General features: G+C 45.1%; 19 protein-coding genes. 11 read left to right on the top strand and 8 right to left on the bottom strand.

The window, feature by feature from the left end; genetic code table 11:
* The first annotated feature begins 18 nt into the window (after nt 1-18).
* Entirely contained in the window at nt 19-477 is a 459-nt protein-coding gene (locus tag NYE45_RS22045; protein WP_169481325.1) for a GNAT family N-acetyltransferase, read from the top strand.
* 265 nt (nt 478-742) lie between these two features.
* Here NYE45_RS22045 and NYE45_RS22040 read toward each other — a convergent pair whose 3' ends face one another.
* Nucleotides 743-943 carry a hypothetical protein gene (locus NYE45_RS22040; RefSeq protein WP_062835717.1) on the bottom strand — a complete coding sequence of 67 codons (201 nt, stop codon included), beginning with the start codon at nt 941-943 and terminating at the stop codon, nt 743-745.
* Nucleotides 944-1,127: 184 nt separating this feature from the next.
* On the opposite strand from NYE45_RS22040, the gene NYE45_RS22035 reads away from it, so the two are divergent.
* The 3 genes from NYE45_RS22035 (at nt 1,128) to NYE45_RS22025 (ending at nt 3,826) form a co-directional block, all read left to right on the top strand.
* Nucleotides 1,128-1,580 (top strand): hypothetical protein, encoded by a 453-nt coding sequence (locus NYE45_RS22035; RefSeq protein WP_340014007.1) that lies wholly within the window; start codon nt 1,128-1,130, stop codon nt 1,578-1,580.
* Nucleotides 1,581-2,115: 535 nt separating this feature from the next.
* The gene (locus NYE45_RS22030) at nt 2,116-3,123 is read left to right on the top strand and encodes an ROK family protein (protein WP_340014006.1); all 1,008 of its coding nucleotides are present in this window, start codon (nt 2,116-2,118) and stop codon (nt 3,121-3,123) included.
* A gap of 61 nt (nt 3,124-3,184) precedes the next feature.
* Nucleotides 3,185-3,826 (top strand): sugar O-acetyltransferase, encoded by a 642-nt coding sequence (locus NYE45_RS22025; RefSeq protein ID WP_340014005.1) that lies wholly within the window; start codon nt 3,185-3,187, stop codon nt 3,824-3,826.
* A 60-nt stretch (nt 3,827-3,886) separates the two neighbouring features.
* Here the strand turns inward: NYE45_RS22025 and NYE45_RS22020 are convergent, their stop codons facing one another.
* The 3 genes from NYE45_RS22020 to NYE45_RS22010 all read right to left on the bottom strand — a co-directional run bounded on the left by NYE45_RS22020 (nt 3,887) and on the right by NYE45_RS22010 (nt 8,746).
* On the bottom strand, nt 3,887-5,707 hold the full coding sequence (locus tag NYE45_RS22020; RefSeq protein WP_062835713.1) for an ABC transporter substrate-binding protein: 1,821 nt from the start codon (nt 5,705-5,707) through the stop codon (nt 3,887-3,889).
* Between the two features lie 69 nt (nt 5,708-5,776).
* Nucleotides 5,777-7,291 carry an ABC transporter permease gene (locus NYE45_RS22015; protein WP_340014003.1) on the bottom strand — a complete coding sequence of 505 codons (1,515 nt, stop codon included), beginning with the start codon at nt 7,289-7,291 and terminating at the stop codon, nt 5,777-5,779.
* 12 nt (nt 7,292-7,303) lie between these two features.
* The gene (locus tag NYE45_RS22010; RefSeq protein ID WP_340014002.1) at nt 7,304-8,746 is read right to left on the bottom strand and encodes an ABC transporter permease; all 1,443 of its coding nucleotides are present in this window, start codon (nt 8,744-8,746) and stop codon (nt 7,304-7,306) included.
* Between the two features lie 142 nt (nt 8,747-8,888).
* On the opposite strand from NYE45_RS22010, the gene NYE45_RS22005 reads away from it, so the two are divergent.
* Nucleotides 8,889-10,640 (top strand): ABC transporter ATP-binding protein, encoded by a 1,752-nt coding sequence (locus NYE45_RS22005; RefSeq protein ID WP_340014000.1) that lies wholly within the window; start codon nt 8,889-8,891, stop codon nt 10,638-10,640.
* A 114-nt stretch (nt 10,641-10,754) separates the two neighbouring features.
* Here the strand turns inward: NYE45_RS22005 and NYE45_RS22000 are convergent, their stop codons facing one another.
* The 3 genes from NYE45_RS22000 to NYE45_RS21990 form a co-directional block, all read right to left on the bottom strand.
* A complete protein-coding gene (locus NYE45_RS22000) occupies nt 10,755-11,534 on the bottom strand; it encodes a hypothetical protein (RefSeq protein ID WP_340013998.1) in 780 nt (259 codons plus the stop codon).
* 107 nt (nt 11,535-11,641) lie between these two features.
* Nucleotides 11,642-12,403 carry a LuxR C-terminal-related transcriptional regulator gene (locus tag NYE45_RS21995; protein ID WP_340013997.1) on the bottom strand — a complete coding sequence of 254 codons (762 nt, stop codon included), beginning with the start codon at nt 12,401-12,403 and terminating at the stop codon, nt 11,642-11,644.
* 71 nt (nt 12,404-12,474) lie between these two features.
* Nucleotides 12,475-13,539 (bottom strand): suppressor of fused domain protein, encoded by a 1,065-nt coding sequence (locus NYE45_RS21990; protein WP_340013996.1) that lies wholly within the window; start codon nt 13,537-13,539, stop codon nt 12,475-12,477.
* 494 nt (nt 13,540-14,033) lie between these two features.
* Between NYE45_RS21990 and NYE45_RS21985 the strand changes: the two genes are divergently transcribed.
* From NYE45_RS21985 to NYE45_RS21970, 4 genes are all read left to right on the top strand, one after another.
* On the top strand, nt 14,034-15,491 hold the full coding sequence (locus NYE45_RS21985) for a glycoside hydrolase family 1 protein (protein ID WP_062835707.1): 1,458 nt from the start codon (nt 14,034-14,036) through the stop codon (nt 15,489-15,491).
* A 186-nt stretch (nt 15,492-15,677) separates the two neighbouring features.
* A complete protein-coding gene (locus NYE45_RS21980; RefSeq protein ID WP_201028099.1) occupies nt 15,678-17,108 on the top strand; it encodes a glycoside hydrolase family 1 protein in 1,431 nt (476 codons plus the stop codon).
* A gap of 233 nt (nt 17,109-17,341) precedes the next feature.
* Complete coding sequence (locus tag NYE45_RS21975; protein ID WP_145323608.1) at nt 17,342-18,193, top strand: PRD domain-containing protein; 852 nt, start codon at nt 17,342-17,344, stop codon at nt 18,191-18,193.
* A 128-nt stretch (nt 18,194-18,321) separates the two neighbouring features.
* Nucleotides 18,322-20,235: a beta-glucoside-specific PTS transporter subunit IIABC gene (locus NYE45_RS21970; RefSeq protein ID WP_340013995.1), complete on the top strand. Its 1,914-nt coding sequence runs from the start codon at nt 18,322-18,324 to the stop codon at nt 20,233-20,235.
* Nucleotides 20,236-20,305: 70 nt separating this feature from the next.
* Here NYE45_RS21970 and NYE45_RS21965 read toward each other — a convergent pair whose 3' ends face one another.
* The gene (locus NYE45_RS21965) at nt 20,306-21,211 is read right to left on the bottom strand and encodes a LysR family transcriptional regulator (RefSeq protein WP_340013994.1); all 906 of its coding nucleotides are present in this window, start codon (nt 21,209-21,211) and stop codon (nt 20,306-20,308) included.
* Nucleotides 21,212-21,394: 183 nt separating this feature from the next.
* Between NYE45_RS21965 and NYE45_RS21960 the strand changes: the two genes are divergently transcribed.
* Complete coding sequence (locus NYE45_RS21960) at nt 21,395-21,979, top strand: ankyrin repeat domain-containing protein (RefSeq protein ID WP_340013992.1); 585 nt, start codon at nt 21,395-21,397, stop codon at nt 21,977-21,979.
* Nucleotides 21,980-22,028: 49 nt separating this feature from the next.
* Nucleotides 22,029-23,372, top strand: a complete 1,344-nt coding sequence (locus NYE45_RS21955) for a uracil/xanthine transporter (protein WP_340013991.1) — start codon at nt 22,029-22,031, stop codon at nt 23,370-23,372.
* Nucleotides 23,373-23,393 lie beyond the last annotated feature (21 nt).

Here is a 23,393-nt window from a genome sequence, read left to right as displayed (position 1 = left end):
TATATAAGGGGTAAGTGTATGCAGATTAGAGCTTTTCAAGAGTCCGATAAAGATTTCATTGTAAGTCTGGCTTTACGATTTATGGACTTTGAGCTGATGAGCTGGCGTGATCCAGACAAAATGGAAGAATCACAGCTCAGCCTAGCCCAAGAATCAGTAGACAATCTTTCTCCTGGTACGGAGATTTTTGTGGCGGAAGATGAAACAGGAGAGCTACTGGGTTTCCTTGAAGTACAGCCGCAAAAAGATAAATTGAACGATATAGAACAAGGTTATATTGTGGCGATTGCGGTTTCTCCACAAGGAGAAGGAAAAGGGGTCGGCAAGGGACTCATGACCAAAGCAGAAGAGTGGTCAAGGCAAAAAGGCTATCGACAGCTTATACTGAATGTCTTTAACAATAACCTTCGTGCCGTAAATTTCTATAAGCATTTAAATTATGAAATTGAAGTTGTGAAGATGGTAAAAGAGCTATAGAGACCCTTACTTATAAGCTAACGGGAAACGTTAGTTCATAAAGCACGGGGCAGACTGCAGGTTGGCAGGCTGCTCTTTTTTCATTTAGCTAACTGGCAACAGGCAAGTAAGCTTATCAGGAACCAAGTTCAGCTAGGATTTGATTTATTTAGAAGCATAAATGTGTGCTTTGGCAAACTTATGGGTTAAGTCACAACTAACAAAGTCTAAATGATTCACATATGTAAATAGCAAGGGAGGCGTATTCCGCCTCCTTTTTATGATGTTACTTTTGATCCGAGTAGGGATCTTGATTAAATCTTTGGGAGATTTTTTTCTCTGTTTTCTTACGCCGTATCCAGCGCTTGAGTATGCCTTCTTCTTTGCGTTCTTGCAGTGTTTCCTTCAAACCTTGAATCATGAATTCCGATCTTCGTCTGTCATCCCGACTAATCTCGCGTAATTCCTTAATAAATTTGTCGTCCATATCTGCCTCTCGCTTGTTCAGGATAATTCCATTATACCGAACGTACGTTCTTTTATCAAGTTTTACCATTACGAATGATTTTTGAGGCCTATTTAGTGAAAAGAAGCACAGGAACAATGCGCGTTATATGTGAAAATGGTACTAGAGGGGTTGAGAAACGAGAGAAAGGAAGGAGCAATTCATGATGAAGCAGCGTATAGGCAGATCGTGGTTACTCATTTTAATGCATGGAATTCTGGGGCTTGGGGCGATTGTTGGAGGCGTCATTTTAATCATGGACCCATCCGGAAGTATGGTGAATTTGCCCGAATCCTTGTTGGAGCATTCTCCGTTTGCCAATTTTTTGTTCCCTGGAATCATCCTATTGTTGGTTCTTGGCGTGATGCCCATAATGATTGCTATCTCGCTCATCCGCTATGTTCATTGGGGGCTTGGTGAGAGACTGAATCTCTATTCTGACCGCTACTGGGCTTGGACTTTTTCTCTGTATACGGGTTTTGCTCTCATCATCTGGATTATGGTGCAGGTGTACTGGATTCAGGATGTTTCTCTCATTCACTTGGTCTATTTTGCATGGGGAGTGGGTATTCAGGTTGTGACCTTATTGCCTGGCATACAGAAGAAATACTCGAAATAAATAGCTCTCTACTGTTATAAAAAAGGCTGCCATCAGGATCAAATAGATGATCCTGATGGCGGCTATTTTTGAATCCGAGATAATGCGTGTTTTTGTAATACTTCCCACTTCTTTCTTGGACTGAAGAGGAAGCGGACAAATCATATTGACAAAAAAGTATCATCCTCGCATACTTGCGATATACACTTTATAAAGTATATTTATTAACTACTGTGGAAGCGTCCAACCGCAAAATCATGATTCGCAGGAAACAGGGAGGTGAGCATGAATGGTCTACGTTATTATGGCAGTTATAATTTGGGCGGGTACCTATGCATGTATGGTCTTGTCAAAGCAGCCGATAGAAGTGAAGCCTGTGAAGTCGATGGATGATTTGTTTGAGTAAACCAGAGTAGCTCTGACGATTTCGATTCTTGGCCCGTACGAAGAAACTCATGGGTTCGAGTAAGGGATTAGGTTGTGCTATGATATGGTGTGAAATGACATCCATACCATTGCTTTGGCTCGATTGAACCAGAGTAGAAACGAGAGGGTTATGAAAAAAGCCAACGCTACAATGATGAAATACATCAATTTAAATAATGTGCGTGAAGTCATGCAGCAGATTGAGACGGCGACCAAACCGCAATTAGCTTCACTAACCAATCTTAGTGTTGTTACCATTAATGCGCTGATCCAGGAATTATGTGATGGCGGAGAGTTGTTTCAGGATAAAGTGGTTCCGTCTAACGGTGGTCGTCCTGCGCAGGCATATCGATATAATTATAATTTCAAGCTTGCTTTGGTTCTTTACATCAAAGAGATGAAAGGTCAGGAATTGATTTCGGCAACGGTCATGAATCTGGAGAATAAGGTTGTGTTGAAGGAAGAGAGCGTCTTGCCTGCTTTCGATAAACGGCATGTGCTGCAACTTATCGCGCGTTTCATTGCGGAGTATCCTTCCATTGATATGATCGGCATCGGTATTCCGGGGCAAGCCGTGGATGGGGACATCACGGTGAGCAGTCATGAAGAGCTTATCCATTCACATCTGATACGGGAGATCGAGAGCGAGTTCCAACTGAAAGTTCTCGTGGAAAATGACGTTAATGCAGCGATTAGCGGATACTGTACACAGCATGCTGATATGAAGGAACAGAGTGTAGCCGGGATTTATTTTCCGAACCGATATCCACCGGGGATGGGCATGATGTTGAATGGACAGATGATCCGCGGGAAAAACGGGATGTTTGGTGAGATTAAGTATCTTCCTTATTCACCTGATTGGAAAAGTGACATGAGCAACGATGATTTTGTAGTGCAGGTATGTCATATTCTGCAAACGATTAATGCCGTCGTTGCTCCGCACCAGATTGTCATTTATCAGGAACGGGTGGAGAGAGAAGAGTTGGATTTGGCGTGGAAACAGTACGGGAAGCAACATCCGATGCCGTCGTTGCCTGAGATCGTACATCAAGACTCGTTTCAACATGATTTCGATGCTGGCTTACGAGGAATGGTGCTTCAGGCGTTGAAGTCAGGCATTCTATCTGAAGCCTTATAACCCACAGTTCATGTCTGTGGCTTTTATTTTATAAGCTAACTCTTGTAAAGGAGGTTTCATGATGCGTGAAGAAGAGAGAATCATGAAGGGCGTATTGTTCAGTCCAAGTGATCCGGAATTAAAGGCCATCAAAAGGCGAGCCCATAATCTCAGTCAGCGTTACAGTCAGACCTTTGAGGAACAGACTGAGGAAAGGAATCAGATATTACAACAGCTACTGGGGCAGATCGGTGAAGGTGGATTCATGCAAGGTCCCATCTTTTTTCATTATGGTGTGCATACCCGGATAGGCGAGCATTTCTTCGGTAATTACAATCTGACGATACAAGATGACGCGCAAGTGACGATCGGGGACTATACCAGTTTTGGACCCAACGTTACGATTGTTACCCCCATTCACCCCATGATTGCCAGCGAGCGGAGACAGATGGTGGACCAGAACGGTGATGTGAAGTCGCTATGTTATGCCAAACCGGTCACGATTGGAAACGATGTATGGATCTCGGCAAACGTCACAGTGTGCGGAGGCGTAACGATTGGAGACGGATGTGTCATCGGAGCAGGTAGCGTGGTGACTCGTGATATTCCACCGCATTCTTTTGCGGCAGGCGTACCGTGCAGCGTTATTCGCAAAATTACGGAAGCGGACAGCATGCGGAATTTCCCCGATGTTCTGGCAGATTGCCGTGTGCTGGAAGAATAAAAAAGGCTGCCATCAGGATCAAATACATGATCTTGATGGCAGCCTTTTGTTGTTATACGTTTACTTGGAAGCGTTATAGTTGCTCAAGAATTCTTTTACTTTTGCAGGATCAGCTTTCAATTCATTCCCAGTCTGAACGAGCGGGCTTACTGTAGAGTATGCTTTGAGTTTGTTGTTCTTGTAGAAACTCAAAATCTCATCTTGATTGATGGAGTACAGCACGGCTTTTCTCAAGTCACTGCTCTTGGCAACTTCACGATTGGCCGTGTTGAACAACAGATAGGAGACAGCGTTACTTGGGAGACTTTGCAGTTTCAGCTTGCTGTCATTTTCGATGATATCATACTTGGTTTCAGGTACACCGTAGTATAAGTGAATTTCACTGCTGCGAAGAGCAGAGAGGGCGCTGTCTGCATCCGCGATGAACCGGACATTGACCTGAGCAATTTTTGGTGCATATTCAGTGCCTTTGCGATATCCCGGATTTTGCAAGAATACTGCTTCATAGTCATTTTTGTAAGACAAAATGTAAGGTCCGCTAGTATAAAGGGTGTTATTGTATGCTGCGCCTTCAGTCACCGTGTTCTGGTCACCGTAAGGAATATCTTTGTTCACGTCAAAGGAAGCTACATCATATGTGTTGATGCTCTCCACCTGTTTTTTGGACACGATACCTGCTGATTGGTGAGCCAGGTAGTTCAATACTTGTGGGAAAGGTTCAGTTGTTGTCAGTTTAACGACCTGATATTTACCTGCGCTATTATCTGCTTTGGTTTTGTCAGTCACGAGTTCCGTAATTTTGCTGCCCAATCCTTGTTCCAATGCTTCGAGAATTGTGCCGTTGCCACTGGATTGTTTAATGGATTGCAATGCACTCAGATCCGTTACAACCTCAGCTTCTTTGATGTGTTCATGCAAACTGTACGTCCGGTGATCCGGAACGGAATCTTTGTTTTTAGCACGATCCAGGGAGAAGATAACATCATCTGCACCGACACGTTCTCCTGTATCTACAGCTTTTTTGTTATCAATCTTCGCAAAGTTGATATCGTCTCTGAGAATGAAGTAGTAGTCCGAATTTCCTTCAGCAATACTGAAATTATGGGACAGTGATCCTTCAGCTGTCAGCTGATCGTCATCTGTCAGGTTAACGAGACGTACATACATATTGGTGTTCAGCTGGTTAATGGAACCGTCGTTTCCTTTGATCGGATCAAGGGAAGTCAGTACGGATGCACTTTGCGTCAGAATCAATGGATCTTTGGCATTTTTGGAGCTGTCGTTGAACTCAATCGGTTCCCAAGCCATGGCGCGGGATTTGGAGAGACGAACGGTGTCGACATTCAGAATGTCTTTGTTCACAGCCTGACTTTTCAGGGAAATGTACAAAGGAGCGATGTACGCCTGATCCGTTACCAAGCGATCTTCCAATTGTTTGTACGTGTCTTTGTATTCGTCTGGTGTTTGGGTAGCGGCCTGATCGATGAGTTTATCAATCTCCCCATCGGCGAGGATACTGTAATCGCCACCTGTTTTGAAAAGGGAACGCACCGCATAATCGGGATTTCCCGTTACTGTTGTCCAGCTGGACAAGGCAAGATCATAATTCCCTGCATCTTGCTGGGATTTGAAGCTACCGTAATCCGGTTGCAGGTTCAACTTCACATTGAAGCCATTTTTAGTCAGCTGGTCGCGGACAATGTTTACATCATTTTCGGAAGAACTCATGGCGAGCAGTTCAATGTCTGCCGGTTTTTGCGCAGTTTCTGTTGTGTCCGCTGGTGCGGTCTCCGCCTGGGATTCGGTTTTCGTTTTTACACTGCAGCCGGAAATCACAATGACGAGAATTAATAGCAATGAGATGAGTGTACGTTTTTTCATGGGATTACCCTCCATATCTTGAATGTGTGATGTGTGAATTCTTTTTTCTGTATCCGTTCAATGAATCGTTTATGCCTTCTCCAGCTTGGGATCAAGCGCATCACGCAGACCGTCACCGAGAAAGTTAAAAGAAAGAACCAGTAGAATAATAGCCAAGCCTGGATAAATCGCCAGATAAGAGTGGGTTTCCAGGTACGTACTGCCGAGCTTCAGAATGTTACCCCATTCCGGAATATGCGGCTCTACACCGAGTCCCAGATAACTCAAGCTGCTGGTAGCGATAACAGCTCCACCAATCGTGAGTGTGGACTTGATAATCATGGGCGCAAGGGAGTTGGGAATAATGTGTTTGAAAATAATCGTACGATTGTTGTACCCCAGTGCACGTGCAGCTTCCACAAATTCAAAAGTAGATACATAGAGTACACTGGCTCTCATGGTACGGGCATACGTTGGAATCGAACCCAGACTCAACGCCAGAATGAGATTGACCGTATTGGCTCCGAACGCCGCAATAATCGCAATGGCGAGCAGAATTCCTGGAATCGCATAGAGAATATCGAGCAGCCGCATGATGATGTTATCCGTATGTCTTCCGTAGAAGCCGGAGAATGCTCCGAGGACTCCACCGATCAACACAGGAATGATGGTCGACATGCAACCTACAATCAAGGAGATCCGGGCACCGAATACAATCCGGGAAAATAAACATCGTCCGAAGTCATCCGTTCCCAATGGATACGCAAGGGAAGGCGGTTGAAGCAGAGCCGAGTAGTTATTTTCCACAGCCATGCTGTAGTCAAAAGTGAAGAAACTGCAGATCGATATCGAGAACAAAAAAATGATAAAAAACAAACCGGACATGGCAGTCATATTCGGAGCAAGGCGCTCCCACAGATCGTTCCAGAAGTTTGATTTTTGTTTCCCCTGTCTGCGAATGCGTCCAATAATGGAAATGCCGAGTAATAGGGCAAATACATTACCTGTGATCGAGGTCAGAATTAGTGCTACACTGACACCGATCATCCAGCGAGGGAGGATAGAGGTCGCATTATATCGGGATACGATAAGCAGTACGACCAGGTTGATCACCAGAATAAATATCAGCACCGCCATGGCTGGCAAGAAGTTGTCCGCCACATAAGGCTTGAAGATATTTAACGCCGATACACCGATCACGAACAGCTGGGTTAACAGCATGTACACCGCAAAGGTATACTCCACGTTCCTGGATTTTCGAATCAGATGAAAGGCTGCCGTTACGATAAATATATTGCCTGAAATGATAGCAAGTAGCTGAACCCAGGCTAACCTGCGAGTCAGAGCAGAGACCGTACCGGTACGGATCAAGTCTTTTCGAATCCGAAAGGTGATAACACTTTGGACCAGTGTGAAGAAGAAGTAGATCCCAAGTATCGTTAGCAGAAATGGTTTGAACGTCTGCCCGCTCCAGTCGTAACTGTTGAACAGCAACAATGCAGTCAAGAGAAGGGACGTGACCCAAGCGAAGCTCGCCTGACTGTACTCGCGAGAAGACTTAAGCCGGAAACGCATTTCTTGTGTTAAGGAACCCGATTTTGTCATAGTACACCTGCTTTAATATTGTTTCATCTTGGAACGCACTCTTGGATCAATAAAAGCGTACAGCAGATCAACCGCTACATTAATAATGGAGATTGTAATCGCTGTGTAGATTACTCCGCCCATGATACTCGGAATATCGGGGATAAATTGTTTATCCACAATGTAACTGCCGAGACCACTGATATTAAACACTTTCTCCGTTACCGCTGCCCCACCCAGCATGGCTCCGAATTGAAGTCCAACCACAGTTACGATTGGAATCAATGCATTGCGTACAGCGTGTTTCAGCATGACCTGACGTTCGCTTAACCCCTTGGCGCGGGCGGTCATGACATAATCCTCATGAATGACTTCCAGTGTAGAGGATCGGGTCATCCGAGCCACCGCAGCTGTAAGTCCCGTACCCAGAACAATGGTTGGCATAATGATCGACAGCCAGTTCTGCGGGTTGAAGGTGGCGGGAAGCCACTGCATTTTGATCGAAAAGTTCAGAATGAAAATCAGTCCTTGCCAGAAATTCGGGATCGATAATCCAATCAGAGCAATAAACATGAAGGTGTAGTCGAACCACGAATTAGGCTTAATTGCAGAGATGATACCAATGGGTAATGCAATGACGAGTGCCAGTAGCAAGGAGATGACCGCCAGCGTCAATGTAATTGGAAACTTCCTTGCGATCGTTGCCGTGACATCTTCATTTCCTGCAAAAGACTTGCCAAGATCGAAGAAGGCAACTCCCTTGATATTGTTCCAAAGCTGTGTAAGATAAGGCTGATCCAAGCCATACACCTGATTGAATGCTGCAATCTGTTCCTGCGTCGCTGTCTCTCCGAGAATGTTAGCTGCCGGGTTAAACGGAGACAGATACAAAATCGTAAATACGAGTGTTGCTACGCCCAGAATGACGAATACCGTCATCAGTATTCTTTCAAATATGTACTTTAGATAAGGATTGCCATACAAAAACAGAATGCTATACATCAGACAGCCTGGAATAATGGATATCGCGAAAAACCATGGTTTGTCGATAAGGGTGTGGAACGTATCGGCCATTGTAAGTCGTTGATGTCCTTGTTCGTGAAGTATGCGGGACGTCCGCTCCTTCAACTCTGTCTGAACACTTTCTTCCAACCATTCCTCGGTCTGACGTGTGAATTCTCCCTCACTGACCTGCTGCTGGAAAAAACGATGTTTGCGACGCAGCTGTTCTTCGACTTCCAACTTAAGCTTGTTCCTGTAGGAAGAAGCGAGCAGTTCTTGCTCAGCCGCCTGCCTGGCAGCTACCCAGCCGTCATTTTTTCGATTCGAACGCCATATTAGAAACACGACCAAATTGATCGGTAATCCAAGAATGAACAGAACATATCGGTAGGAAGGATGAAGCAGCATTTTGCCATAAATAAAACTTAAATTGTGTACCAACCGCGAGAGTCTGCTGCTTTCTGCAAGATTCAAACCAAGCGTGCCTCCTTTCATTCAGGTTTAAATTGCATTATTCCGATTGATATAGTATATATTATTTAGGGTCTAAACAATTGTCAAGGTAATAATTGTATACATATGTGTATGTGAAAAATGGATGAGAGCTGGTGATGGCATGGAACCTTTACTGAAAGTTAATGATCTATCTGTCTCGTTTCACTCTGGAGAGAGTGAGTTTCAGGCAGTGCGAGAAGTGAGTTTTGAAGTACGAAAAGGCGAGACGTTGGGCATTGTAGGAGAATCGGGCAGCGGAAAAAGTGTAACAGCACGTTCTATTATGAGGCTGCTTGCATCGCCGCCTTCACAGATGAAAAAAGGAGAGATTCTATTTAAAGGAGTCGACCTGGCCAATAAAACGCAGAAAGAGATGGAGAGCATCCGTGGACGTGATATTGGCATGATCTTTCAGGACCCGATGAGTTCCCTTAATCCGACTATTAAAGTGGGTAAACAGATCTCCGAGAGTCTGATTAAACACCAGAAAGTGTCCAAAAGGGAAGCCAAGAAGCAGGCGATTGCCATGATGGAGCGGGTGGGGATAACTCGCAGCGAAATACGCTACAACCAATATCCTCACGAATTCTCCGGAGGCATGCGTCAGCGGGTCATGATCGGTATTGCACTCGCTTGTCGTCCTGAATTGCTTATTGCCGATGAGCCGACAACCGCACTTGACGTTACGATTCAGGCCCAGATTCTTAATCTGATGAAAGATATGCAGGACCAACTGGGCACATCGATAATCCTGATCACGCATGATTTGGGCGTAGTGGCAGGCATGTGCGATCGGGTTGTTGTTATGAAAGAAGGACAGATTGTGGAAACCGGGACAACAACAGAGATTTTTGCTAACCCCACACATCCATATACGATCAGACTTCTAAATGCATTACCACGTCTGGATCAGAAGAAAAAGCCCAAACCGGTATCCCTGGTCCCGAGAGATCTGGAAGACGATCAGCCGTTGCTTGAGGTGAAATCGCTCAGACAACATTTTAATCTGGGTAAAGGTAACACCTTAAAGGCTGTTAATGATATCAGTTTCCATATTCGTCAAGGAGAGACACTCGGCGTTGTAGGGGAATCCGGCAGCGGAAAATCAACCACGGGGCGTGCCATTCTGCGATTGCATGAGCCAACAGGTGGAGATGTACTGTTTAAAGGAGTCCCGCTCAATCGCTTGTCAGCTTCGGAGATGAAGACAATGCGCAGACATATGCAGATTATTTTCCAGGACCCCTATGCATCTCTGAATCCCAAAATGAGAATTATGGATATCATTGGAGAAGCCCTTGATATTCATCAGCTTGCAGGTACTGCCGCTCAGCGGGAGAAGCGGGTGGAGGAATTGCTGGAGATGGTGGGTCTCGATCCCACCCATGCACAGCGTTATCCGCATGAATTCTCGGGTGGACAGAGACAGCGGATCGGCATTGCAAGAGCTCTGGCTGTGGAGCCGGAATTCATCGTATGCGACGAACCGTTGTCTGCATTGGATGTGTCGATACAGGCTCAGATCGTACAATTGCTTGAAGAGTTGCAGCAGCGACTCGGCTTGACGTATCTCTTCATTGCGCATGACTTGTCCATGGTGAAACATATCAGTGATCGCGTGGCTGTCATGTATAATGGGAAAATTGTGGAGCTTGCAGAGAGCGAAGAACTGTATTCCAACCCGCAACATGCCTACACCAAGGCATTGCTGTCTGCTATTCCTGTGCCTGATCCGGAGGTAGAAGCGAAGAAAAAGAGACATGTTGTCAAAGAAACCGCTAGAGAAAATGTTGAAGTAGAGGACCGCTATAATCTGGAACATTCCAGATGGGTAGAAGTCAAGGATGGACATTGGGTCGCAATATCTAGTTAGTTAATGCAACATATAGTCTTTTTCACATACAAAAGAACCCCGACGATGATCTCCACAGATCGTTATCGGGGTTGAGTTTTATGTTCTTTGTATAATGGCAGTAATCGAAAGCGATTATTTGAATTGGACTGATTTTTTGATGGTATCAATCTCGGCTTTGGTCTTATCATCCATGTAAGTGAAGATGAAGTTGAAAGCATATCCTTCAATAATTGTACTATAGTAATCTTGAGTAACGGTTGAACCGTCTCCTGGATCCATCGTGATTTGCATCAGATCCATCTCTTTGCCACCGATGGTTTCAGTCGTCATTTCTTTGTAATCGTAAGGGAACTGGCTATCCACCATGAATTTTTTGGTTGCTTCCAGGTAGTCTTTACCTGTACGAATGCCTTGCAGCAGGCTTACTTTCTCAGCAATCGCCATGGCAGAAGGGCCAACTTGACCGCCGTCCAATGGGTATTGTGAAGCCATAAGCAAGTTCAATGTTTTGGTCTGAGACAGTTCGATTTGTTTCTTCTTCGTTTCATCATCACCAGCAATCGCTTCAGATGAAGCACTTGTCAGCTCATTCATGCCTGCAGCATCCTGGAACTCCCAAGCTTCAGGGAATTTCAGAGATACGCCGAAATAGTCATTGGTGTAGGAGCCTTTTTCCGTAGTCCCCAGCTCAACGTCTTGGGAGTTATCGGTTTCCTTGGACTCTTCGCTTGCTGGTTCTGTGTTCTCTGTTTCTTCCGTATTCGCTGTCTCAGCATCTGTACCCGTCGTTGTTTCTGTCGGAGTAGGCTCTTCTGTTGCGGCTGTGTTATCTGCCTTGTCGCCGCAAGCGGCTGCAACCAGCATGATCATAATGAGCATCGCGAATAAAGAAGCTTTCTTTGGAATTGTCATATTACCCTCCTGAAATGTGTGTGTTTTCTCTCTCTACATCTTGCTTGTTCTCTAAATTGTAGCACAAACGTTCTCATTTACTACCTATAGGAATCTATAGGGGTCCTCTATAAATAAGACAATCGGCTGGCAATTGAAACAGCTTCTGTGCTGGATTGCACACCTAATTTGTTGAAAATCACTTTTTTGTGATGATTCACGGTACATTCCTTGATTTTCAATTTCAAAGCAATGGCTTTCACCGTGAGACCTTTCGCGATCATCTCCAGAATGGTCAACTGACGCTCCGTGAACTCGACCGCTGATTTCTCAGAAAGTTCAGCAGCTTGTTGACTCTGGTAATTGTTCTGCATATAGGCAGGAATCAGCTTGGCAATGGCAATCAGTTCGCCCTGCATATCCGCGTTAATGGTGGACACATCCAGGTAACCGAAATGCTGCGATCCCATGGTCAGAGGCGAGGCGTAGCAATGCCAGCTTTGAAAATATGGACTTTCGTGCTGCTCGGGCAGCAGAAGTACAGGCTCGTTGCTGTCCATCGTTACAGATATGGCGTTTACTCCACAGCTCTGTGCGGTGAAGATCATGCCTGGACGTATGGGAGAACGTTCTACTGCAGCTTTGAGATCAGAACTGTAATCCATGGAGAGCAGCACACCATCCGTATCTGTGAGTAGAAAAAGATAAGTGCCCGTTAAATTTTCCTTGATATCCGAGATGCTGTTCTTGAAAGCATGAATCAGGAAATGATTGATTTTGCGTAGCCTATCCAGACTGGATTTCGATAAATAGTGTAATTGAGATGTCCCTGCTGCATGAGAGCATGATGCGGGCTCATCGCGCCGTGAGGCAAATGTAGTGGCAGACATGTTGTTTCCTCCTTGCTGCACAGTCTTTAAGCGAAAAATACGCAGTTCTTTTATTACATCTGAGAGTGGTCTCAGCCGATCGTTTTGATGACGTGTCCTTCCTGGTCCTTAATCTCTGTTTTAACAATCTGAACGAGCAGATGATCCAAAGAAGTAATCACGAATGTCCCTTCAACCGGACGGAGATTCTGCGCCAGTTCTTCAACAACTTGCTTGTTCACGGTTAGTGTGATTTGTCTATCTGATTCCAATAAGGCAGGCTGTTCTCCGGCTTTGAACATGATATTTACATCCGGTCCGATCAATGACAGAGATTCGCCTTTTGACATTCGGCTGCGAAGAATGTTGCCAATCAAAACGGCCTGATTGGCTCCAAGCTGGAGTTTGGCCGGAACCGTTTTTTGCAGCATTTTTTTGCGCGGGGACTCCCAGTCCAGTTGTTGTATGAATAAAAACGCTGTGCTGGACCCATCCTGTTCGATTCCAAGCTGGACTGCCTGCATAACAGAAGGAATATCTGCGTACGAATTTCGCATCAGATCCGTCACATATTTGGGCATGAAACTGGAGCAGGCAGACAGGAAGCCGCGAGCGTTCCACGTTTGAATCATTTCCAGTTCTCGACCTGTAATGCCAACCATCTGAATAAATTGCACTGAACCATTGGGCGTGGAAATCTCGGGCAAATCCGGGTCTTCAATGAACGAGAGAGCTGTCAGCAGCGTATCGGACTCCAGACAGATCGGGCCATTGGCATCCATGTAATCTCCTGCGTGAAAGATATTTCCACTGTTGAACACGTAACGTCCCACATTCTGTAACAGATTCAGCGCCCAGGCTGGCGGTTCAGTCTCATTTTCGCTGCGCGTAAGTCGAAACGTCAGTTCAAAACCATACCCGCTTTTGGATGCATCCTGCCTCTCTTTTTCATATAATTCAGAGAAACCATAGGTGACAAAATGCCAATGAGGCATGGGTGTGTTCGCCGTATACACGCTGATGCCGTCGAGCGGGTCCGGACCTCCAAGCATATAAGGAATTGATGTGCCATAATGATGTGGCTCCTGTTCTCCGTACAGTTCTCCGATCGCTTTATCAATCGCGTCCCAACCGGATGTGTTTTCTTCATGTGTCATTTCTAAATCCTCCTAGAATAGTCTTTCCCCCGAAAAAACATTTAAAATTAAGTCTACCTGTTCCAAGGGTGGTTTCAAGCGGCTTTAGGATGAATTGTAAGAGATAGGACTTTCGGGGTCACCAACTGTAAGACGAGGAGTGAATTTACATGAGTATGAAAGGTATTTATCTGGCTTAGTTTGATCAGGAAAGGATAAAATCCCGGATTTGGAGGTCCAAAGTCCTGCCAATGGACGCGACTAATCGTGAAGTTGATTTTGCAAAATAGATATGTTACGCTTACATTACAAGAGCAAACACAACAGAATATGCAATAACATCTTTTGATGGATTGTAACTGTGAAGACAGGCAAAACCTAAACTGATGGTGAAATGAAGGCCCCTTTTTTTGGTGCTATTTTACCTTGAGTTTAGGTTTTTCTTGTTTTCTGCTCTGAATTACAGTTTTTTACCTGGAAAAACCAAAATAAATTTCGAAAAGAGGTTGTTGTTCATGACCACGGCAAAAAAAGGATTCCCCGAAAACTTCCTATGGGGCGGCGCTACAGCTGCCAATCAATTGGAGGGTGCATTCGATAAGGACGGCAAAGGCCTCTCCACAGCGGACATGATCGCTCATGTTCCTAAAGAGAAGCGTACAGGCGGACATGCCATGGAAATTTCCTCTTCCCGAATTGAAGAGATCCTCTCCGGCAAAATCGAAGAACGTTTCCCGAAACGTTTTGGTATCGATTTCTACCATCACTTTAGAGAAGATATTGCTTTGTTTGCTGAAATGGGCTTCAAAGTATTCCGTTTGTCCATTCACTGGGCACGTATTTTCCCGAACGGTTATGATCAAGAGCCGAATGAAGCAGGCTTGAAATTCTACGATGAAGTATTCGACGAATTGTTGAAATATGGCATCGAGCCGCTCGTTACATTGTCTCACTATGAGACACCGCTTGGCTTGACGCAAAAATATAACGGCTGGGCTGGCCGTGAAGTAATCCAGCACTATGTTCGATATGCAGAAACGGTGTTCAACCGTTATAAAAATAAAGTGAAATACTGGCTGACGTTTAATGAAATTAACGTCATGCTGTTCAGTCCGTACACTGGCGGCGGCATTCTGATCGATAAAGTGGACAACAAGCTGCAAACCACTTATCAAGCGCTGCATCACCAATTTGTAGCAAGTGCATTGGTAACGAAGCTTGCACACGAAATTATGCCTGGTTCCCAAGTGGGTTGTATGCTTGCTCGTATGGAAACTTATGCAGCAACTTGTAATCCGGTAGATGTCCGTCTGGCTCAACACGAGAATCAGATTAACCTCTTCTTCACGGACATGCATGCTCGTGGTAAATACCCGAACTACATGGCTCGTTATTTTGAAGAAAATAACATCGTGATCCAAAAAGAAGCAGGCGATGATGAGATCTTGCTGAACAATACCGTTGATTTCATCTCCTTCAGCTACTACATGTCCGTAACCAAATCTGCATCCGCAGACAAGGAAGAAACAGCAGGTAACCTGACTGGCGGCGTGAAAAACCCTTATCTGGAAGCGTCCGACTGGGGCTGGGAGATCGATCCGATCGGTCTGCGCGTAACCCTGAACAACTTCTGGGATCGTTACCAGAAACCATTGTTCATTGTAGAAAATGGTCTGGGTGCATATGACCGTGTTGAAGAAGACGGTTCGATCCATGACTCCTATCGTGTGGATTACCTGAAAAAACACATCGAACAAATGAAAGAAGCCATCAAAGACGGTGTGGATCTGATTGGATTTACAGCATGGGGCCCGATTGACCTTGTGAGTATGTCTACGTCCGAAATGTCCAAACGTTATGGTTTCATCTACGTGGATCTGGATGACGAAGGTAATGGTACACTCAAACGTTCCAAGAAAGATTCGTTCGACTGGTACAAAAACGTAATCTCCAGCAATGGTGAGCAACTGTAGAATTCTCGTTTCCAGGATTGTTACCGCATAAAAAGCGGGCAAAACCTAACGCGAAAGTTGGCATGGAAGGAATGTAATATTCCTGATGGCCCTTTTAGTTGGAGATTGTCCGCTTTTTCCTGTCGGCAAAGGATAGAGTAATGCGTTTAGACAAAGAATGAAAATACCGTTAATAAGAGAGGAATGATTGACATGACAACACCATTTCCGAAGGATTTCCTATGGGGCGGCGCTGTAGCAGCCAACCAACTTGAAGGAGCTTATAATACAGATGGCAAAGGCCTGTCTGTCCAGGACGTAATGCCACATGGGATTACAACGCCTAGAACGGAAGCACCTACTGAAGATAACCTGAAACTGATCGGTATCGATTTCTACAACCGTTACAAAGAGGATGTTAAATTGTTTGCCGAAATGGGCTTCAAAGTATTCCGTACATCCATCGCTTGGTCCCGTATCTTCCCTAAAGGCGATGAACTGGAGCCAAACGAGAAAGGTCTGCAATTCTATGATGACCTGTTCGATGAGTGCCACAAATACGGTATTGAACCACTCGTAACGATCTCTCACTATGAGACACCGCTGCATCTGTCCAAAACGTATGATGGCTGGGTTAACCGTAAAATGATCGAGTTCTACGAGCGCTATGTAACAGTGCTGTTTAACCGTTTCAAAGGCAAAGTAAAATACTGGCTGACGTTCAACGAAATCAACTCCATTCTGGAAGAGCCATTCATGAGCGGCGGAATCTACACGCCAAAAGCAGAACTGTCCAAGCAGGATCTGTACCAAGCGATCCATCATGAATTGGTAGCCAGTGCCCTGGCTGTTAAATTGGGTCATGAAATTATGCCTGAAGCCAAAATCGGCTGTATGGTACTGAGCATGCCTACGTATCCGCTGACTCCGAATCCGGATGATGTGGTTGCAGCAATGCATGCTGAACAGCGCAATGATATCTTTGCTGATATCCATGCACGTGGTTACTATCCGAAATACATTAATCGTTATTTCAAAGCAAATAATATCAATATCAAGTTTGAAGACGGCGATGCTGAAATTCTGAAGCATACTGTAGACTTTATCTCGTTCAGTTACTATGTAAGTATCTGTGAGACAGGTGATCCCGAAAAACGTATCGAAGGCAAAGGAAACCTGTTCGCAGGTGTACAAAACCCTTATCTCAAAGCGAGTGAGTGGGGCTGGCAGATCGATCCGCAAGGACTGCGCGTAACCTTGAACAAATACTGGGATCGTTATCAAAAACCATTGTTTATTGTCGAAAATGGTCTGGGTGCAGTCGATGAGCTGATTACCGACGAAAATGGCAATAAAACGGTGAACGATGATTACCGTATTCAATACCTGAATGACCATCTGGTACAAGTGGGCGAAGCTCTTGAGGATGGCGTAGAAGTGATGGGTTATACGTCATGGGGCTGTATTGACCTGGTAAGTGCTTCAACAGCAGAGATGAAGAAACGTTATGGTTTCATCTATGTAGACCGCAACAATGATGGTTCAGGAACACTGGATCGTTACAAGAAAAAATCATTCCACTGGTACAAAGAAGTTATTGGTACGAATGGCGCAAGTCTTAAGAACAACAACGAGTAAATACTAGTTCTACAAGCATAGTTGTGCAAGCACCTTCTTATGTCACATTAACGCACATTAACCGCTTTCACAAAAACATTGTCATATGGATAATTATATGGTAAGATGGGCCTAAGGCTAATGAATACTGGATTGTTACTGTTCAATCAGGCAAAACCAGAAGCAGGGCATATTTCGTGACCTGCTTTGGTTTTGCCTTTTACTACTTTGACGGTGCAAGGTGATGTGAAGAAATGAAAATTGAGAAGGTGCTTAACAACAACGTAGTTACTGTAATTGATCCGGGAGGAAACGAACTGGTCGTTATGGGACGTGGAATTGCCTTCAAAAAGCATACTGGTGAATCGATAGACGAGAGTCTCGTCGAAAAAATATTCTCGCTTGAAAGTAAGGAAGTATCACAGAAACTCAAAACGCTTCTGTCTGATATCCCGGTTGAATATGTCGAGTGCTCGGATGAGATTATCCGTTATGCCGAGACGGTGTTAGGTGAGAAGCTGCATGAAAGCATCTACATTTCACTGACGGATCATATTCATTTTGCCATTGATCGACATCGTCAAGGATTGCAGATCCGTAACGCACTGTTTTGGGAGATCAAGCGCATGTACCGGAAGGAATATGCCATTGGACTCAAGGCGCTACAGATTATTGAGGAAACATTAGGTGTCCTGCTTCCCGAAGACGAATGCGCATTCATTGCGATGCATCTGGTTAATGCCCAGATGAACGGTGAGATGAGGGAAACGATCAGCATTACGAATATCGTTAAGGACATACTTAACATTGTAAGACGCAGCTTTGTAATTGAGCTTGATGAAGATTCATTGAGTTATTATCGATTTTTAACTCATCTGAAGTTCTTTGCCCAACGTGTGTTGCAAGGAATGGCGATTGAAGATAAAGAAGAAGATAATCCGCTTCATGACTTGGTGAGCAAGCAGTATCCGGAAGCACATGCATGTGCAGTAAGGATTAGTGACTATACTCGTAAGATCTATAATCGGGTATTGTCCAAGGAAGAAATACTGTATCTGACCATTCATATTGAACGAGTTGTCAGAAATGAACAAACAATCGAATAAAATTGGGATTGTTACTGCTAAAAAGGCAAAACCTAAACGTTGAATAATGATAAGCTGATCTGCTTTGTCATTATTCAGTGTTTAGGTTTTTTTTTAACCTTCATTACACATAAAAGGAGCAAAACACAATGGATAAACAACAATTGTCCAAGGATATTTTGAAGCTTGTTGGTGGCGAAGAGAATATCGATCAAGTCACACACTGTATGACAAGACTCAGATTTAACCTGAATGACAACCAAAAAGCGGACAAAGCGACGCTGAAAAATACACCAGGCGTTATGGGCGTAATGGAGAACGGTGGACAGTTCCAGGTTATCATCGGTAACGATGTACCAATCGTGTATAACGCACTCGTAGGCAACATGTCCAAATCACCAACCGCAGATAATGCATCATCAGGTGCTTCAACTGGAGAAAAGAAAAAGAGAAATCCAATAAGTGCGCTGTTCGACTTTATCTCAGGTATGTTTACACCAATCCTGCCTGCGATTACGGGTGCAGGTATGATCAAAGGGATCGTGGCCATCCTTGTCGCAGTTGGATGGTTGTCCGATACCAGCTCGACCTACATCATTTTGTCTGCAATCGGTGACGGTGCATTCTACTTCCTGCCAATCATTCTGGCGATTAGTGCTGCACGTAAGCTGGGTAGTAATATGTATATTGCTGCGGCGCTTGCTGCCGGCATTATGCACCCGACCATTACAGCATTGCTGGCTGATGGTCACAACTCATCGTTTATGGGGATTACAGTCATAGCGGCAACGTATTCTTCTACCGTTATTCCGATTGTTTTGGCCGTTTGGATTGCTTCATATGTAGAGAAAGCCGTTGATCGTGTTATACATGCTTCACTTAAGTTACTCATTGTTCCAACAGTTACCCTGTTAATTATGGTTCCACTGACGTTGATGACTGTTGGACCACTCGGTACTGTTCTTGGTAATGGTTTGTCTGGTGGTATCTCATGGTTGTTCGACAACATGTCCATCTTCGCAAGTATTCTGATTGGTGGTACGATGTCACTGCTGATCATTACAGGTATGCACTATGCGTTGTTGCCAATCGTTGTAGGTTCAATGACAACACTGGGTTACGACTTTATTATTCCACTGATGTTTGCAGCTAACTTGGCACAAGGTGGTGCAGCATTTGGTGTGGGTCTCAGATCGAAAAATGCTAAAACCAAATCGCTTGCGTACTCCACAGGTCTTACGGCTATAATGGGGATCACGGAACCAGCGATGTATGGTATCAACATGAAGTTCAAAAAACCATTTATCGCAGCGCTTAGCGGGGGTGCAATTGCTGGTGCATTTATGGGGATCTTCAATGTTAAATCGTATGTTATTACAGGACTTGCGGGTCTACCGAGTATTGCGGCATTTGTCAGTCCAGCAATTAGCACGTTGATTTATGCTCTGGTTGGTGGTTTGATTGCCATCGTAGCAGCAGCGATCATTACGTATTTCTTGGGCTTCCAAGAAGAAAATGCATCGGAGCCAGTAGCTGCACCAGTAGCTGAGCCTGCAACACCAGCTGCAACAACTTCTGCTCCTGCTGTAACTGAAGAAGCAAAAGCACAAGATGAGCAAGTATTCAGCCCGATCACTGGTGAAGTTAAACCGCTGAGCGAAGTGCCAGACCCTGCATTCTCCGAAGAGATTATGGGTAAAGGATTCGCGATTCAACCATCTGAAGGCCGCGTGGTTTCTCCGATTAACGGAACGGTGTTCTCGTTATCGAAGAGTGGACATGCCATTGGTCTGGTAAGTGATACAGGCGCAGAAATGTTGATTCATATCGGTATTGATACCGTGAAGCTGAAAGGTCAATTCTTCTCTCCTAAAGTTCAAGCAGGTGCGAAGGTTGCCGTAGGTGATGTACTGATGGAGTTCGACCGGGAACAGATCGAAAAAGCCGGTTACACAACAATTACACCAGTCATTATTACGAACATGCATCAATATGAGTCCATTGAGTCTGCTGGTCGCACGACGATCAAAGAAAAAGACTTGTTGTTCACAGCTAAAGCTTAACCATAAGTATAAAAAAGCAGCTTTACCGGAATGTAATCCGGTAAAGCTGCTTTTTTTTGTTTATAGCTTTTTAGACCACGGGAAGCATCCCCTGTACCAATTGCACAAAGTGTTGTGCAGGCTTGGACAGATAGCGGTTCTGTAGCCAGACCAGCGCCGAGCCAACCGTGGAATGCTGATCCTGAATGCGATATACGTGGAAAGGGTGCTCTTGGTATAGTTGCAGTACCGTATGTGGCACGATGGAACTGGCGAAGCCGAGTCGGACCAGCTCCAGCAACATATTAATGTCCGAGCATTCCCCCATGATGGAGGGGGTAACCTGGTGTTCCCGGAACTTGTCCAAAATTAGCTCGAACATACCGAGTCCTTCTGTACTTGGGAGCAGGAGAGGGATACCTGTAAGCTGCTCAAAATAAGTCCCCATCTCTGCTCCTACGCCCATCTCTGTCGGGCTATCCAGCGGTGTTGAAGAAATATAGAAAAGGGGCTCCTGTGGCAGGTGCAGCACCTCATAGCGTTCGGTCTGGACAGGCATGCGTACACAGGCAAGTTCAACTTTGCCATCTTCCAGCAATCGGCATAATTGTGCAGATTCATTTTGCTGAATTTTATAGGTAACCTGTGGGTGGGTGGTGCGGAACTGCTGAAGTGCTTGCGGGATCACGCGATCCGATATGGTATTGATGCCGATGGCGAGTTTGCCCCGTATGCCGTGACGGAAACTTTGCATCTCCATTACAGCTTCCTCCATATATTTGGTCAAGGTAACCGCATAATCATAGAAGCTGCGACCCGCCTGCGTTAGCTCCATCATGCGCCCTTTGCGTTCAAATAGAATCACACCAAGCTCTTCCTCCATTAACTTAAGCTGCTGACTTAAAGGTGGCTGAGCCATGTGCAGTCTTCGGGCTGCTGCTGTAATCTGTTTCTCCTCGGCAATGGCAATGAAATAGCGACATTGTTTGATATCCAAGTGGTTGTCTCCTTTGCCTGCAATGTATATGTAATTCGTATAGAAAGCCAACAAAACATGTATTTTTAATATACTACGATCTTATGTTACTATACATTAGATTTGCATACCTGACTAACAGGGCTTGGTTTCTATATGAATGTTACTGCATGAGAAAGACCTGGAATTGGAGGATGAAGCAACTTGGTTAGAACAATACATGATGCCGCTCAAGCAGGGCATACCGATGAGGTCATTCGATTTATCGCACAGGGTAGCCGGTTGAATGAACAGGATGCATTGGGGAGAACAGCTCTGATGGCTGCGGTACAAGGTAACAAGATAGATACGGCAAGGATGTTGGTTGACGCCGGTGCGGACATTAACCTTCAGGATGCACGATTGGACAACACGCTGTTATACGCGAGTGCCGAGGGTATGTATGACATGGTGGAATTGGCGATTACAGCAGGTGCGGATACAAGGTTAACCAATCGTTTCGGCGGTACAGCCCTTATTCCTGCAGCGGATCGTGGCCATGTGAACATTGTGGAGCTGCTGCTGACACGCAGCGATGTGGATGTGAACCATATCAATAACCTGGGGTGGACAGCCTTGCTGGAAGCGGTCATTTTGGGAGATGGTGGAGTACGTCATCAGGAAATTGTCGCTTTGCTTTTGCAATATGGTGCAGATCCAAAGATCGCGGATCGGGACGGGATTACACCGCTTGCACATGCGCTCAAGCATCAATATACCGAAATGGAACGACTATTAACCCAAATCTGAAGCGACTTATACATTTATGATACAGAACGTGAAAGGATATTCCTAACGAATGAACAGACATCTAGAGCAGTTTTCACAAAAGAATATGAAGGACGTATCTTCACTGATTTTGGCGGGCATACAGTGGTTTTTCTTCCTGTTTACCAATACCGTTGTTGTTCCGTTATCGATTGGACATAATTTTCAGCTGTCCCCGGATGCGATCGCTGCTTCGATGCAGCACGCATTTATACTTACCGGAGCGGTGTGTATTCTTCAAGCTGTATTCGGTCACCGATATGCGGTCATGGATGGTCCGTCAGGATTATGGTGGGGATTAACACTAAGCTTGACGGTATCTGCTTCATCAGCGGGTATGAGTCTGGAGCGTATTGGTGGTGGGCTGGCTGCAGGTTTTTTGTTAGCAGGACTGACAATGATGATTCTGGGCTGGCTGGGGGCAGCGCGAGTGCTGCAAAAGCTGTTCACACCTATGGTGAAGAGTGCCATGCTATTTCTGATGACGATTCAACTGACCATGAACTTTTTTAAAGGCATGATTGGATATACGGAGTTTGGCCGCTTCGATCTGCCTGTCGCCGCATTATCCGTTGTCATTGCATTTCTGGTGGCATGGATTCAATTGAAGGGCAGGGGGAAACTGGGGAACTACGCAATCTTGATTGGCATTGTGGCAGGCTGGATCGCGTATAGTCTATTGTTCCCTGGACAGCATAGCGGACAGCCGAATCAGATCGCAACAGGCCTAACGTTGTTTCCATGGGGAGCACCCAGATGGGAACCGGGCATCGTCATTACTGCATTTTTCGTAGGGCTGGTGAATATGACGAATTCGATCACCACATTAAGCACAGTCGAGAAGCTATATAAGGCAGAGACAACAAGCCGTCAATATCGGCGCTCCTATGCACTAACGGGTCTGTTCACGATGTTGTCAGCCTGCGTGGGTGTGCTGCCCTTTGGTTTATTTGCATCTTCAATCGGGTTCCTAGAGAGTACTCGCATTCTGCGCAGGGCTGCCTTCATTATTGGAGCCGGCTTGTTATGTATGATGGGTCTTACACCTTCGGTTACGGCCTTTTTTGCACAAATACCACCAAGCGTCGGCAGTGCTGTTCTGTTCGTGGCCTATCTGCAGATGTTCGGCACGGCATTAAGAACGCTTGAAGGTACGACGTTTAATTCGAAAACGATCTATCGTGTAGCGTTGCCGGTACTTACTGGAGTTGCTGTAATGAACATTCCTGCAGAAGCCTTTCAAACGTTGCCCATGTATCTCATTCCCATTATAAGCAATGGTCTCGTGATGGGAGTGCTGGTATCATTAGTACTTGAAAAAACAGTGAACTGGTCCAAAATGGAACAACCAGTGACAGCTAGTAAAGCGGCATAAAGATTTTCATCTTGCGACAGT

This window comes from Paenibacillus sp. FSL K6-1318 (assembly GCF_037976905.1).
GTDB lineage: Bacteria > Bacillota > Bacilli > Paenibacillales > Paenibacillaceae > Paenibacillus > Paenibacillus amylolyticus_A.
This window is presented reverse-complemented; position numbering and strand designations above follow the sequence as displayed.